General features: G+C 48.5%; 20 protein-coding genes and 2 tRNA genes. 9 read left to right on the forward strand and 13 right to left on the reverse strand.

Annotated elements, in window-relative coordinates; all coding sequences use genetic code 11:
• Nucleotides 1-248: 248 nt before the first annotated feature.
• From GX441_05625 to rfbD, 13 genes are all read right to left on the reverse strand, one after another.
• Nucleotides 249-1,448 carry a tyrosine--tRNA ligase gene (locus GX441_05625; protein NLI98124.1) on the reverse strand — a complete coding sequence of 400 codons (1,200 nt, stop codon included), beginning with the start codon at nt 1,446-1,448 and terminating at the stop codon, nt 249-251.
• A gap of 1 nt (nt 1,449) precedes the next feature.
• On the reverse strand, nt 1,450-1,929 hold the full coding sequence (locus GX441_05630; protein NLI98125.1) for a bifunctional nuclease family protein: 480 nt from the start codon (nt 1,927-1,929) through the stop codon (nt 1,450-1,452).
• Complete coding sequence (locus tag GX441_05635; GenBank protein NLI98126.1) at nt 1,930-2,466, reverse strand: 50S ribosomal protein L9; 537 nt, start codon at nt 2,464-2,466, stop codon at nt 1,930-1,932.
• 9 nt (nt 2,467-2,475) lie between these two features.
• Nucleotides 2,476-2,685, reverse strand: coding sequence for a 30S ribosomal protein S18 (locus GX441_05640; protein NLI98127.1), 210 nt, complete (start codon nt 2,683-2,685; stop codon nt 2,476-2,478).
• Between the two features lie 57 nt (nt 2,686-2,742).
• A complete protein-coding gene (gene ssb / locus GX441_05645; protein ID NLI98128.1) occupies nt 2,743-3,171 on the reverse strand; it encodes a single-stranded DNA-binding protein in 429 nt (142 codons plus the stop codon).
• Nucleotides 3,172-3,173: 2 nt separating this feature from the next.
• The gene (rpsF, locus tag GX441_05650; GenBank protein NLI98129.1) at nt 3,174-3,485 is read right to left on the reverse strand and encodes a 30S ribosomal protein S6; all 312 of its coding nucleotides are present in this window, start codon (nt 3,483-3,485) and stop codon (nt 3,174-3,176) included.
• 8 nt (nt 3,486-3,493) lie between these two features.
• Nucleotides 3,494-4,522 carry a redox-regulated ATPase YchF gene (gene ychF / locus GX441_05655; protein NLI98130.1) on the reverse strand — a complete coding sequence of 343 codons (1,029 nt, stop codon included), beginning with the start codon at nt 4,520-4,522 and terminating at the stop codon, nt 3,494-3,496.
• Entirely contained in the window at nt 4,519-5,082 is a 564-nt protein-coding gene (locus tag GX441_05660; protein ID NLI98131.1) for an aminoacyl-tRNA hydrolase, read from the reverse strand. The genes ychF and GX441_05660 overlap by 4 nt, the downstream gene beginning before the upstream one ends.
• Entirely contained in the window at nt 5,079-5,729 is a 651-nt protein-coding gene (locus tag GX441_05665) for a 50S ribosomal protein L25 (protein NLI98132.1), read from the reverse strand. Before GX441_05665 ends, GX441_05660 begins: the two co-directional genes overlap by 4 nt.
• A gap of 27 nt (nt 5,730-5,756) precedes the next feature.
• Complete coding sequence (locus GX441_05670; protein ID NLI98133.1) at nt 5,757-6,683, reverse strand: ribose-phosphate pyrophosphokinase; 927 nt, start codon at nt 6,681-6,683, stop codon at nt 5,757-5,759.
• A 33-nt stretch (nt 6,684-6,716) separates the two neighbouring features.
• Nucleotides 6,717-6,787: transfer RNA gene (locus tag GX441_05675), tRNA-Gln, on the reverse strand.
• A complete protein-coding gene (ispE, locus tag GX441_05680) occupies nt 6,773-7,618 on the reverse strand; it encodes a 4-(cytidine 5'-diphospho)-2-C-methyl-D-erythritol kinase (GenBank protein NLI98134.1) in 846 nt (281 codons plus the stop codon). The genes GX441_05675 and ispE overlap by 15 nt, the downstream gene beginning before the upstream one ends.
• Nucleotides 7,587-8,435: a dTDP-4-dehydrorhamnose reductase gene (gene rfbD, locus GX441_05685; GenBank protein NLI98135.1), complete on the reverse strand. Its 849-nt coding sequence runs from the start codon at nt 8,433-8,435 to the stop codon at nt 7,587-7,589. Before rfbD ends, ispE begins: the two co-directional genes overlap by 32 nt.
• An 86-nt stretch (nt 8,436-8,521) precedes the next feature.
• On the opposite strand from rfbD, the gene GX441_05690 reads away from it, so the two are divergent.
• The 9 genes from GX441_05690 (at nt 8,522) to GX441_05730 (ending at nt 14,010) form a co-directional block, all read left to right on the forward strand.
• Entirely contained in the window at nt 8,522-8,923 is a 402-nt protein-coding gene (locus tag GX441_05690; protein ID NLI98136.1) for an Rrf2 family transcriptional regulator, read from the forward strand.
• Nucleotides 8,920-9,240 carry a divalent-cation tolerance protein CutA gene (locus tag GX441_05695; protein NLI98137.1) on the forward strand — a complete coding sequence of 107 codons (321 nt, stop codon included), beginning with the start codon at nt 8,920-8,922 and terminating at the stop codon, nt 9,238-9,240. The genes GX441_05690 and GX441_05695 overlap by 4 nt, the downstream gene beginning before the upstream one ends.
• A complete protein-coding gene (locus GX441_05700; protein ID NLI98138.1) occupies nt 9,241-9,546 on the forward strand; it encodes a metal-sulfur cluster assembly factor in 306 nt (101 codons plus the stop codon). It abuts the gene before it with no gap.
• 131 nt (nt 9,547-9,677) lie between these two features.
• The gene (locus GX441_05705; protein ID NLI98139.1) at nt 9,678-9,992 is read left to right on the forward strand and encodes a hypothetical protein; all 315 of its coding nucleotides are present in this window, start codon (nt 9,678-9,680) and stop codon (nt 9,990-9,992) included.
• Entirely contained in the window at nt 9,964-11,400 is a 1,437-nt protein-coding gene (locus GX441_05710) for a hypothetical protein (protein NLI98140.1), read from the forward strand. Before GX441_05705 ends, GX441_05710 begins: the two co-directional genes overlap by 29 nt.
• 468 nt (nt 11,401-11,868) lie before the next feature.
• A tRNA-Val gene (locus GX441_05715) sits at nt 11,869-11,944 on the forward strand.
• Between the two features lie 24 nt (nt 11,945-11,968).
• The gene (locus tag GX441_05720) at nt 11,969-12,670 is read left to right on the forward strand and encodes a hypothetical protein (protein NLI98141.1); all 702 of its coding nucleotides are present in this window, start codon (nt 11,969-11,971) and stop codon (nt 12,668-12,670) included.
• Nucleotides 12,671-12,718: 48 nt separating this feature from the next.
• Nucleotides 12,719-13,141 (forward strand): ribonuclease HI family protein, encoded by a 423-nt coding sequence (locus GX441_05725; protein ID NLI98142.1) that lies wholly within the window; start codon nt 12,719-12,721, stop codon nt 13,139-13,141.
• 5 nt (nt 13,142-13,146) lie between these two features.
• Entirely contained in the window at nt 13,147-14,010 is an 864-nt protein-coding gene (locus GX441_05730) for a hypothetical protein (protein NLI98143.1), read from the forward strand.
• Nucleotides 14,011-14,015: the final 5 nt, after the last annotated feature.

Raw genomic sequence — 14,015 nt, forward strand, 5'->3', positions numbered from 1 at the left:
ATTGGGACCTCGAATAGGTATTTCACCTTGCCCCTAACCCCTCACCCTTGGCGGGGGAGGATGGGTGGGAATGTATGAGATTATCATCCGCTGTATGTTCATCTGAAAGGGATTAAACAAAAGAAATACTCCTGCTACAACCGACCCCAGTAAGCAAATCAATCAATGATTTAATCCTGGAAACACATGCTAAAACTATACCGTCCTGTCAGAATGTGTCAATATATGCAAGTTACAACGGAAAGATTCTAAGGTAAAAGTCTTGCGAAGCGCAGCTTGCCGACCTTGAGCACGGACGGTTCTGTGAGATTGAGAACGTGGTCGGGGTTCGTGATTTTAACACCGTCAATGCTGACCGCGCCCTGCTGAATTAGGCGGCGAGCCTCGGTTTTGGATGACGCGAGCCCGTTCAAGGAGATAATATCGGTAAGTTTTACGCCGGAGACGATCTTGATTTCAACCATCTCTTCCGGTATCCCCTTTTCCGAAAATACTTTCTTGAACCCCTCATCAGCCTCTCGTGCCGCATCCTCGGAATGGTAGAGCGCAACAACCGTCCGCGCCATCTCGGCTTTTATATTTCGAGGATTTTCTCCTGATGAAAGACGGCTACGGATTTCAGAAAGCTTTGCCTCGTCAGCAAGCGCGGCAAGCCAGAAATACTGTTCGATAAGACTATCGGGAATTGACATGAGCTTGCCGAACATATCGGATGGAGAGTCCTCTATTCCTACGTAGTTGTTGTAGGATTTTGACATCTTTGCTCCGCCCGCAAGACCTTCAAGAAGAGGCATCATCATGATTATCTGGGAAGGCTGCCCGAACTCTCGCTGCAGCTCCCTTCCTACGAGAAGATTGAGCCTCTGGTCGTAGCCGCCCAGTTCAACATCGGCCTTTACCGCTACGGAGTCGTATCCCTGGAACAAGGGATAGAGAAGCTCGTGCATGAACACGGGATTACCCTCGGACAGACGCTTGGAGAAGTCCTCACGCTGCAGAATCTGGGACACTGTATACTTGCCTGTAAGCTTGATAACGCCCGACGCTCCCAGAGGTTCGCTCCACTCGGAGTTGTACCGAATCTCGGTGCGCGAAGGATCGAGGATTCTGTAAAGCTGTTTTTCGAAACGTTTTACGTTATTCTGAATCTCCTCGTGCGTAAGCTGCGGCCTTGTCTTGGAGCGACCGGATGGATCGCCTATCATGGCCGTGAAGTCGCCGACGATAAGAACGGCAGTGTGGCCTTCATCCTGGAAATCGCGCAGCTTGCGCAAGGGTACGGCGAACCCCAGGTGGATATCAGGTCCTGTAGGGTCGATGCCGAGCTTGACCCTTAAAGGCCTTGCTTCTTTCTCTGCCGTCTGGAGCCGCAGCTTGAGCTCGTCCTCAGACAGACACTCCTGGACCCCTCGCATTAGCCTGGAGATAATGTTCGCAAGATCCTGCATGTTAAAGCTTAAAATCTCCGAAGTCTTCCGGCTCAGTGTTCCTCAGTTTTTCCTTGAGTTCCTCAAGCTTGAGGTGCTCGTCCTCGCTGATTACCTTGCCCTGAGAAGCCATCAGTTCATCGTCTATGAAGATAGGCGCTCTCAAATGAACGGCTATAGCCACGGAGTCGGATGGCCTGGCGTCTATCGCTATCATCTCGCCGTTTCTTGAAAGATGCAGACTGGCGTAGTATGTGTTGTCCTTGAGCTGAGTAATAAGAACACGCTCCACGCTTGCGCCGAGGGCTTCTATAATTCGTTTTATGACGTCGAGAGTCAGCGGTCTCTCGAAGGGTTCCCTTCGCACCGCATACGTGATAGAGGAAGCTTCGATTGGGCCCACCCAAATGGGCAGCACGCGATTGCCTTCCCTTTCCTTAAGAAGGAGTACTGGTGTGTTGTTCATGTCGAGCGAGATCCCCTGCACCTCCACCTCTACCATCTATACCTCCCCGGTCGGCTCCTGTTCTGCTGTAGCTTGATCTGCGGATTCGACTTCCTGAGTTTCAACGGGCCGTTGTTCCTGCGAATCGCTTCCTTCCGGTACAATCCAGACCTTTACGGTAGCTATCACATCGGCAAAGATGCGGATCTGAACGTCGTGTGCTCCGGCTTCTCTCAAGGAATGATCAAGCATCACCTGATGATGATCGAAGTACAAACCCTTTTCCCTGAAAGCAGCCGATATCTCCTTGGCGGTTACCGAACCGTATGCCTTGCCTGTTTCTCCGAAAGCGAGCGTCAATTTTACGTGTTCGCCGTCAAGCCTTGCACGCATCTCTTCCGCCGATATCTTCTGCTTTTCCATTCTTGCGCGCGTCTGCTTCATGATTTCGGTAAAGTGCCTTTTATTGGAATCATTGGCCAGGAGCGCAAGCTTTTTAGGAAAAAGAAAATTCCTAGCGTAACCTTCCTTAACCTTGACTAAGTCACCGCGTTTTCCTAGCTTTGTAATATCCTGGGTAAGAATCACTTCCATTTTTTATCCCTAACGCTCAATGTAAGGCAGAATCCCAAGGTTTCGAGCCTGCTTAATTGCCGATGTCAGCTTGCGCTGATGCCTTGCGCATATACCGGTTGTGCGGCGGCTTACTATCTTGCCCTTCTCGGTAAGAAATCCGGAGAGATAACCCGCGAAAGGCGTTATCTCTTCGCCGTGTTCTACACAAAACCGGCATTCTTTTCGTCTTCTCATCATATTCTTGTTAACTCCTTTTTTCAGAAGATGTTTAGTCTACACTTATTTGTTATAATGTCAACTCTCAAACGGGTCTTCATAGTCAGGAGCAGCCTGGCCCATGCCTTCATCGGCACCAGAACCTTGACTAGTTCCCGGCGCACTTTCAAGAAATTGAAGTCTCTTTGAAAGAATCTCGACTACGTAGCGCCGGCCACCGTCCTGCGCCTCATACGAACGCGAGCGCAAAGAACCTTCTATAAGAACGGCAGAACCTTTCCTGAGTCTTTCGCCTGCCAACTCAGCCATTCTGTCCCATACAACTACATTAAAGAAATCCGATTCCTTCTTGAATTCGCCTGAATCACGATCTCTGTAGAAGCGCGAACATGCAACACGAAAGGAACAAACGGCGGTACCTTTAGGTGTATAGCGCAACTCAGGGTCTGCGACAAGACGGCCCGAAAGAAGCACCATATTAAGATTCGGCAACCGCAGGTCTGACATCTCTAACCTTCCTGTGCTATTTCTGTTCCGGACTCCTGAGAAAAGTACATTTGTCTTAGCATTCTTTCATCGTGACGTATTTCGCTTTTTATTGAAGCAACCGAGCCGGGGTTCGCGTCAAATGCGACTCTCCAGAAGCGCGCACGCGGACGCTTTTTTATCGGGTGAGCAAGATCGCGAACATCGTTTTCGAGTTCCGAAACATTCTCGGCCTTTGCTCCCTTAAGAAGTTTGTTGAATACTTCACGGAAATCGCTAAGAGCCTTCTCTTCGATATCCGGATCGAGTATTAATACTGCCTGGTAACGTCTCAACGTTCCTCCTATCTGAATTTAATGAGCAGGACGTCTCCGTTCTGCACAATGTAATCTTTACCTTTTACTTTAAGGCGACCCGCAGCAGATGCTTCGTGCCACGAGCCAATCTCAAGCAATTCATTCACATTCAAAACCTCAGTCTTGATGAACCCATCGGCGATGTCGGAGTGTATCTTCTCGGCGGCGTTCAGAGCATTTAAACCGTCCGGCAGAATCCACGACCTGACCTCCGAGCCTTTTATCGTATAGAATCTTATAAGACCCAATTCCTCGAGACCTCTTTCAAGCAAACCTCTAGAACCCGAAGGATCAAGCATCGCCTCGCGCCTGAGTTCCTCCTTCTCTTGCTCGGGGAAATCGGCGAGTTCCTCCTCCAATCTTACGGATAGCCTGTAGGCTTTATCGAGAAGGATTTCCTGCTTTTTATCCGAGAGATTGAGGACATCCACTCTCGGCCTGGGTATGAGAAGCCCGAGGCTTTTAAGCCTAAGTCTTTCCTCAACGCTGTATGAACCGTTCAGGGAGAAGGAGCCTTGCGATATAAATGTCCTGAAGCGCTCAAGAAGAGTCAGTTCATCTTTAGCATCTGCCCTCTTGCGGTCGTAATCGAGCTTACGCTCGACAATCTCAAGGTCTGCAAGCGCGAGTTCCGCGAGCACAACTTCTCTGTCCTTGGCGGGATCTATCGCTATGCTGACATGGGCAACATCTGAATTCTCGAAACCTCTGATGACGTGAAATATCAAGTCGACGTCGCGTATGTGCCCTAGAAACTTGTTTCCCAGACCTTCGCCTTTATGCGCATCCTTTATGAGCCCTGCGATATCGATTATCTCTATCATTGCCGGTGTCAGTTTTTCGGGAGAGAGGAGATTTCCAAGACTAGCGAGAGACGGATCGGGTAAGGCTGCCATTCCGTGGTTTGCGTCTATGGTTGTAAAAGGATACGTTTCTACAGGAACACTGCCGCTCGTCAGGAGATTGAACAAGGACGACTTGCCCGCATTGGGAAGCCCGACGATACCGATTCTCATTGCTCCTGGTTCTTCGAGCGGTTTACTTCATTCATGGCGATATCGATACCTTCCTTGATTACCAGAAGAACCGCATCCCTTGAAATATCAACAAGCCAGGGCAGTTGTTTAAGCTCATCCCTTGAAAAGGATGAGAGCACATAATCAGAGAGATCGCAGCCTTCAGGTCTTGGACCTACCCCTACCCGCATGCGCGCGAAGTCCTCGGTCCCCATATATTCGATAACGGATGCAAGGCCGTTATGACCGCCGTCGCCTCCCTGTTTTCGAATCCTGAGTGTTCCGAAAGGAAGATCGACATCGTCAACTACGACCAGGTAGCCATCATTATTCCTCTTCAGATAATCCCTGACAACCCGGCCAGAAAGATTCATGTAGGATAGGGGTTTTACAAGGCTGAAGTTGCACCCTTTGTAGGAACCCTTGGAGACTAAGGCCTCGCCTTCAATCTTGAATCTTGAACGCATTCCGATAGCGACAGCATCGACGGTCATGAATCCGATGTTGTGGCGGCTGAGAAGGTATTCTTCGCCGGGGTTTCCAAGACCAAAGATTATCACTCCTCCTTTTTACCCTCCTCTGCAGCGGCCTCAGCACCCTCTTCTTTCTCGCCTTCCTCAGGAGCGGCTGCAACTTCCACGACTTTTTCCTTCCTCGGGGTAATAACGGCGACTATAATGCTTTCCGGAGAGGTCAGCACATCCACTCCTTCTTCGAACTTGATGTCCTTGACGCGTATCGAATCGCCTACATTAAGCCCGGAAATATCGAGTTCGATGTGCAGGGGAAGCTTAGCTACGGGTCCTTTTACAGCTACCTCGTATCTTACGTGTTCAAGAAGACCGCCCGTCTTAAGACCGGCGGGAGTCCCGTGCGTAAGCACAGGTATGCTTACATGAAGCACCTCTCCTGGATGAATCTTCTGGAAATCTACGTTGAGGAATTTCTCATTTACCGGATGTCTCTGAATCTCCTTGATGGCTGCGCTGAACTTTGTCCCGTCCTGGGATTCGAGTTCAGTTATCAGAAGCTTGCCGCGTAAACCTGAAATTACACCGCGGAACTCGTCCTCCGCTATCGTTACAGGTATGGATTCTTCGCCATGGCCGTAAACAACAGCCGGAATCTTGCCCTGCATACGCAACTTCCTGGTAAAGGACTTACCCGTTCCTTCCCTAGAAGTGAAATGAATTACGTTCTTTGACATTTTTCTCCTTCTATTTCACTGATAAACTTAAACAAATAATGCACTAACCGATTCTCCGTTGTGTATGCGACGTATTGTCTCTGCAAGAAGACCAGCCACTGAAAGAAGCTGGAACTTATCTCCCCGAAGGCGTTCACGAAGCGGCAGTGAATCGGTAACGACAACTTCTTTTATAGGAGAGGACGAAAGTTTCTCAATAGCCTCTCCTGCAAACACACCATGCGTAGCTGCGACCCTGACCTCTTTAGCTCCGCGTTTCATGAGAAGGCCTGCCGATTCAAGGAGAGTGTTACCCGTGCTGACAATATCATCAAAAAGAAGACACGTCTTTCCATCTACATCGCCGACGAGATTAAGGGCTTCAGGCCTGTCCTTTTCTTCCCTGCGTTTATCCACTATGGCCATCGGCAGACCGCCCAATCTGCGTGCGTATCCCCTTGCTCGCTTTGCGCCTCCCGCATCCGGAGCAACCACGACATAGGAAGAAAGGTTGCGTTTCTTGAAGAACTCGGCAAATACGGGCGTGGCGTAAAGATGGTCAACCGGGATGGAGAAAAACCCCTGTATCTGTTCGGCATGAAGTTCAAGCGCAAGCACCCTGCTGGCGCCCGCTTTCATTATGAGATCGGCCACAAGCTTGGCAGTAATCGGGACTCGCGGTTCATCCTTCTTATCCTGCCTTGCGTAACCATAGTAAGGTATGACTGCGGTGATTCTCGAGGCGGACGCTCTCATGCACGCGTCAAGCATCAAAAGAAGCTCCATAAGATTTTCGGAAGGCGGTTGTGTGGATTGAATGATAAATACATCCACTCCGCGAATATTCTCCTCGATTTTAACGCGAATCTCGCCATCCTTGAAATGATCTACTGTCGCCTGACCAAGGTCTATCTCAAGTTCATCGCAAATAGCTCTGGCAAGATGCGGAACAGAGTTACCGCAAAAAACCTTCATCTCGTCTCTTATCAAGATTCTCCTTTATTCAAACTGGGGCGCAGGGATTCGAACCCCGATAATGGGAACCAAAATCCCATGTCCTGCCATTAGACGACGCCCCATTTCTCTAACGTCTTTACACGCAATAAACATCCCGCTGTGCCTTCCGGCAATACAATCTCAACATCGGGCGGAAAGGCTGCATAGAGCGCCGAACCGCTCCCGGATAAACCTGCAAACCACGCACCTTCTTTGTAAAACCAGTCTATGATGTTAGAAAGTTCGGGGTGTCTTCTGTAAACTACTTCCTCGAAAGTATTGTAAAGCCACTTTCTGAGTTCTTTGTATCGCCGTTCCAGAAGAGCCTTAAGCAGAAGTTTACACGCATCTTCGCCGTTTGTCAACCGTTCAAGGTTCTTGTACGCCCACGGTGTAGATACACCAAACCCTGGAAGATAGAGCTGGAGATCGAAGGATTCGATTTCCAGATCAAAAAGGTCCTCCCCTCTTCCTAGAGCGAGCGACGGTTTCGGCGAAAGAAAAAAAGGACAATCCATTCCGACTTCTAGAGCCAGCGAGAACAATTCATCAATAGTAAGTTTTGCCGAAAACAATCGATTCAAACCCACAAGGGTAGCTGCGGCATCAGATGAACCGCCTCCAAGTCCATGGCCAACAGGAATTTCCTTTTGGAGTCTAATTATCACGCCTGATCTGACGCCGGTATATGTAAAAAAAAGGTCGGCTGCCTTCCACACAAGATTTGTAGAATCGCACGGTACGTGAGGTTCATCGCATAAAAGCTCAATTCCCTTTGTCTGGATAGTAAAACTCAACTTATCGAAGAGTTCTATAGGGATAAAAAGAGAACGAAGATCGTGGTATCCGTCCGGTCTCTTTTTTTCGACCCAGAGACCAATATTAACCTTTGCCGGTGTTCTTAACGTAAGCATACAAGGCTTCCTGCCAGGTTCGGATAGGTTCGGCGCTCATTTTTTCATATTTGACGCACGAAAGAACCGATTGTTTAGGCCTTTTTGCCACAAAACCCACTTCTTCGGAAGTAGCCTCCCAGGGGATAGCATCCGAACCAATCAATCTGAGAATCTCCTGACCCATCTGGTACCTGGTACAATATCCTGAATTCGTCAGATGATAAACGCCTATCGCGCCCGAAGTTAATAGCAACTCCAGGGCCGGAAGCAAATCGCTTATGTAAGAAGGACAACCTCTGTGGTCGCTTACCAACTTCAAAACCTTGCCTTCCGACACCGTATTTTTGACGAACGAAACAAAATCGCCCTTTCCTCCAAAAAGCCACGAAACCCTGATAATAAGATAATCGGTAAGCACCGATTTGACTGCCTCCTCCGCATCCAGCTTAGTTCTGCCGTAGACGTTTACTGGATTTGGTAGGTCGTCCTCGACGTAAGGCGAAGGTTTTACACCGTCAAAAACGTAATCGGTGCTTAATGCAACAAGTCGCGCTTTCATTTCATGTGAGATATCGGCTAAGTTAAGGGTTGCCAGATAATTATCCCTGTAAGCTTGTTCCGGATTTAGTTCGCACTTATCCACGTCCGTCATTGCTGCGGCATGTAATATCGCTCTTGGTTTAACCCTTTTCATGAGTTTTACCAAGCTATCCTTTTGGGCCAGGTCTGCTTCCTCACGCGAGATGCCGACCACATCTTCACCCTTCGATGAGAAGTACTGGTAAAGAGCTGAACCCAGTCTTCCTTTTGCACCGGTTACAAGAAGAGGCGACATATCGAAGTGTAACTCCAAATCAAGATGTGTCAAGAACAACAACAAGGGGACTTGACAAAACAATCCATACCTTTATAATAAGAATTGTGAACAAGTTAAATACTACAGTACGATATGCTGTAAGGGCTACGCTTGCTCTTGCGGACAGTAACGAAAAACCACTCTCAATAAAAAACATATCCGAGATTGAAGGTTTATCTGTTAAATATCTTGAACAGCTTTTCCTGAAGCTTCGTAAAGCAGGTTTAGTCAAAAGCTTAAGGGGAATGCACGGCGGATACTTTCTTGCCCGTTCAGCAGAAAAAATAAGCCTGGGCGATATCATCAGGGCTGTGCAGAACGATGGTATCTCAGTATCTCCATGTTCAAGAAGAAAGGGTAGTTGCGAACGTCAAAAGGAGTGCAGAGCCAGAAACTACTGGTGCAAACTCCAGGATCTGCTTGATGAATTCTTCAACAATACTACACTTGCCACGCTGATCCAATGAATTTTCTAGAAGTTCAGACAACCTTCTCAAGCAGGGAGGAGGCGGAGAAAGTGTGTAAGGCGCTTATTGAAGAGCGCTTGGCAGCATGCGTCAATCTCTACGATACGCGTTCGATGTACTGGTGGAAGGGAATGATTGAGGAAGAGGGAGAGGTAATAGCTGTCTTTAAGACAAGCGAAGACAAGTACGACGCCCTCTCCATAAAATTAAAAGAATTGCATAGTTATGAGATTCCGATGATAGTCGCTGTACCCATCGTAAAGGGGTCTCGAGAATACCTTTCCTGGCTCGAAGAAAGCCTTGAACAAGGAGTATAAGTGGTAACTAAATTGCAAGTTAGAGAAGCTCTCAAGAAAGTTATTGATCCGGAAATAGGGTTAAACATAGTAGATCTTGGACTTATCTATGACGTCCAGATAGAAAACGATGTAGCTCGCGTACGCATGACGCTTACAGTGCCGGGCTGCCCTCTGAGTGGAATGCTTACGAATCAGGCTGAGAAGGTCGTTCGGGAGCTTGACGGTATAAAGGACGTAAAAATTGAACTTACATGGGATCCGCCGTGGAACCCCCGCATGATGTCCGATGAAGCCAAGCGCAAGCTGGGCTGGGGCGGACAATAATCGTATAAGCTCCAATCTGACAATTACTTGAAAGCGAAGAACTTTTCGTAGTGCGGGGTCACCATAAAATTACTCCGTAATTTTATGGGGTAAAAAAGCTGGACAAAAGATGGTCAAAAGCCCCCCAAAAGATGGTCAAAAGTTGGTCAGAAGCTGGACAAAGAGCCACCGGGGGTGGCATTGGCCGAACGAGCGCTGGAAGCGCATGCCTTCAGCTAGAAGCCTACAGCTTCGGCAGACAGATTTCAGACCCGGGGTCCCCGCAAAGCTGCGCAGCAGATTTGCGGGGCAAAGGATTGATGGTTTTCAAGAAGCTCTCAAACAACGTCATTGCGAGACGGCTCCGAGCGGGCGAAGCAATCGCCTTAGCCACCACGAAACCTGACACGAAGAAAACCCCAAAAATAATCCTTTTTCATGTTGACTTTTTGCCAACGCCCGCTTAACATCCTCCACCACCAGGAGGATGGAATAAAAAAAGAAGATTTAATGCGTATTCAGCCTGATGACCCGAATCCCCAAAAACTTGATGAACAAGATTTGCTAGGGTTCATTGAAATAGCAGAGGAAGAAATTATACCCGAGATTGAAAGCTTTGAACCGCCTTTGATATACGGCATCTATGGCCGATGGGGAAGCGGAAAAACTTTTATGATGCGGGCGTTGGAGAAGTGTTTTAAAAATGGAAGTCGCAAAAACAAGTATGCCACAGTTTGGTTTGACCCATGGTGGTATGACCATGCGGATAAGGAGCAATTGTTTGTCGGTCTGCTCAATAAGATTCAGAAAACTCTCCAACCTAGAGGAAGCAAAATAAAAAAGGTTGGTTTGAACGTTGCTGCGGCGGGGCTATCTGCTGTCCGTCTTGCAACGGATATAGCCCTTTCTTGGGCGAGTGGGAAAATCGGTGCATCAGGTCCAAATACAAAAGATGCCGAAGAATACTTCAAGCAGTTCCAAAAACTATTGCTGAAGAATCAATTAGATGCGGTTGATGCAGTGGAAAAAACGCGGGATGCATTATGTAGTGCAATTAATGATGCCTTAAGCCCAAATAATGAAGTGCTAGTTCTTTTCATTGACGACCTTGATAGGTGTTTACCAGATAGAGCAATTTTGTTACTTGATCAACTTAAGAACTTCCTGAATTTATCGCGAGTAATAACTATTCTCGGCATTGATGACAAAGCATTTAGCGAAATGCTCCAATCACACTACAAATATTTTGAAAAGGGGTCCAAAGAGAATACAACAGAATCGTCAATACCAGAACCTACTAGGGATACTGCCCAACAATATCTAGAAAAAATTATTAGAAGACACTACCGGCTTGGTCCAGGAATTATTGGTAAACTTCTGGAAGGTTGCGAACAACTATCCGAGCTCAAAAATCATTACCAGACTATTGAAAGGATGCTTGCCTTTAGTGCTAACATACCTCTTTCTTTAAGGCAGATTAAAAGATCGTTGGAAAAGTTAGCATACATTTTTAATAATTGTTACTCTGAGAAAGAAGCAACCGAAGTTATATCCAGGTGCGGCATTGACCTCACAAGCAGATCGGTAATATATGGAATGTATCAAAGAATCATAGCGGAAAAAACATCTGAAGAAGGTTTACCTTCAATTCCCCAACCTCTACCTTTTAATATGGAGAATCTCTCCAGAGATCATATGACGGCTGTCTATGAAGGCATACTAGTTCATTTTTGGGGAGTTATAACTTTGTCAAACATCTATGACTTTCCACTCAACCCTAATACCTTCTCTAAAGGACCAATGAAAACTTTACGGCCACCTGCACATCAACTTAACAAGGTGTATGATTATTTTCGGGAAAAAGGGTGGCTCTAGTTTCGGCGATTGCTTCGTACCGCCGGAGGCGGTTCGCGGACTCCGTTCCGCCCATGCGCCCTCTGGCGGCTAGCTCGCAATGACAGTAAATTTCCCCCTCCCTGGTGTGAGGGGTATGATCCAGGGGAGCATTAGAAGGGGGCGGGGTAGCGTCAGGGGTGGCATTTGCCGAACGTGAGCGTTCGGCATACGCTTGTCTAGAGCGTACACCCCCTGCCAGCCTCCCCCATCGAGAGGGGAAAGAACTATTTTCATCTCCTCCCTATTCCGATTGTGGCGTATGCGGAGTCCCCGGACGTACACGGGCGATGTTATGTGGACGCCTGGGGTGTTACGCAGGGTCCCCGCTAAAGTACGAAGTAGTTTCGCGGGGCTTGAAGGGGTCCCCAAGCGAGTGCTCTGCAATCGCTTGGGGTATTACTTATATTGACATTTAGCGCGACATGGATATAGTTAGGTATGTCAATCGGGCGATTAGCTCAGTTTTGGTTAGAGTACTTGCTTGACATGCAAGGGGTCACAGGTTCAAGTCCTGTATCGCCCATTACTAAAAGCGGGGCAAGGCCCGGTGTCTGAAGCCAAGGAGCTTCTTAAACAACTTCAGTCCACTGACAAGAATATTCACGAGCTACAGACCCAGCTTGAAGCGATTCCCAAAAAAGTCGAAACCCTCGAAAAAGAGATAGAGAGACTGTACAAGATGCTCGAGGACTCCAAACAGTCGCTCGTCAACGCGCAGAAGGAGCTCAAGCTCTCGGAACTCAACTTGAAGAGCCAGGAAGAGGCAGTGGCAAAGTACAATTCCCAGCTCTTCAGCGCCCGCACGAACGAGGAGTACAAGGCGTTCCTGAAGGAGATTGAGACTGCAGAGACGCGCAAGAAGGAGACCGAGGATCAGATTATTGAGTGGATGGAGAAAATAGAGGAGATAGATGCAGATATTGCGAGGCGGCAATCGGAGATAAAAACGGAGGAAGGAACAAAGCGCGCCGAGATTGAACAGGAGAAAGCGCGCCAGGCCGATTTAGAGAAGCAAATCAAGGAGGAGCAGGAGAAGAGGGAGTCCCTTCGAGGAAAAACTCCTGCGGGTATGCTCTCGATCTACGACCGGATTGGAAAAAGCAAAGGCATTATTGCGGCCGCTCTGGTGCTTGACGACAACCGGTGTTCGGGATGCCTTAACCCCATACCGGCTCAGAAAGCGATTGAGGCTGAGCATTCCGAAGAAATATCGTTCTGCGAATACTGCGGCAGGATACTTCTTAAGTAAACACATGCTGGATGAGTGAGGAGGTGCAGTTTAATGAAGGAATTCATGATGAGCAAGCACACACTCCCTGAAAACGACAACTCGGCCGAAGCCTGGATAGACGGAGCGTCAAGCGGCAACCCCGGTCCTGCAGGCGCAGGCGCCGTGATTAAGGTAAGCGGCAGAAAAGCGGGTGAATGGCAGCTTGCGCTCGGCGAGACCACCAACAATATAGCCGAATACCAGGGCCTTCTGCTCGCTTTGAGAAAGGCTTTAGAGATGGGAATACATTCACTCGTCGTATACACCGATAGCGAGCTCCTGTTCAGACAGATGAAGGGAATATACAAGGTAAGAAACCCGGGAATTGCAAAGCTTTATCTTGAAGTAAAGGATCTTGAAAGAAGCTTCAAAATATTGAGGATAGAGCATGTCCCGAGGGAGCTTAACAAGGAAGCAGACAGGCTTGCCCGGAAAGCGAGGGGCGGATAGGGCAGATGAGCCGGGCCGCCAACCTTATCCCCTACCTTTCACTTATCGAACGCACCCTCCCCCGCTCTGCGCTTGAAGCTCTGACTGATTGTGCCGGAGGTCTTTTGTACGGACTGCAGAAGCATCGAAGATGTATAGTGGAGCGCAATCTGCATCTGCTGGGGCTGGGTATGGAATCAGAAAGGCTGGCAAGGGAGACTATCCGGAACTGGGCTGTATGCATATCCGACCAGTTGAGGAGTCTGTGGATGACGAAAGTCGAGCTTCTGGGAATGGTTGATGATGAAGCTTCACGAAATCTGGATGCAGCTCTAAGGAATCAAAAAGGCGTCGTGTTGATTACCTCCCATCTCGGCAACTACGAACTTGCCGGCTCCTGGCTTGCGGCACTCGGCTTTCCCGTGCATGCGGTCGTTGAGGAGATACCGGGAGGACATACGGATGCTATGTCCAGGATAAGGAAAAGATTCGGCATGAAGGTGATTGCGGAGTCGGATACCCGCGCCATGATGGACGTGCTCCGCAAGGGAAGGATACTGGTTCTGCTTGCTGACAGATGCTTCAGGGACGGAATGACTGCGGATTTCGGTCTTTCAAGGAGGAGGGTCCCTCTGGGACCTGCGCTTCTTTCCGCAAGAACAGGCGCTATCATTCAGACCGGCTATTTTGTTCTGTGCGGCGGGAAGAAACGCTACAGATGCCGCATTAATCCTGCGATGGATGTTCCGGCCGGAGGGGAATTGAGATTGAGGCTTCGTGAAACCACGACGAGGATTGTTTGCGAATTGCTTTCGGCGATAGTTCAATATCCCTCTCAGTGGTTCGTATTTCAGGACGAGTGGGAGAAAAACTTGACGAGCGGCGCTTGATGAGT

The organism is bacterium (genome assembly GCA_012517375.1).
Classification (GTDB): Bacteria; Hydrothermota; Tepidihabitantia; order B3-TA06; family B3-TA06; genus JAAYVC01.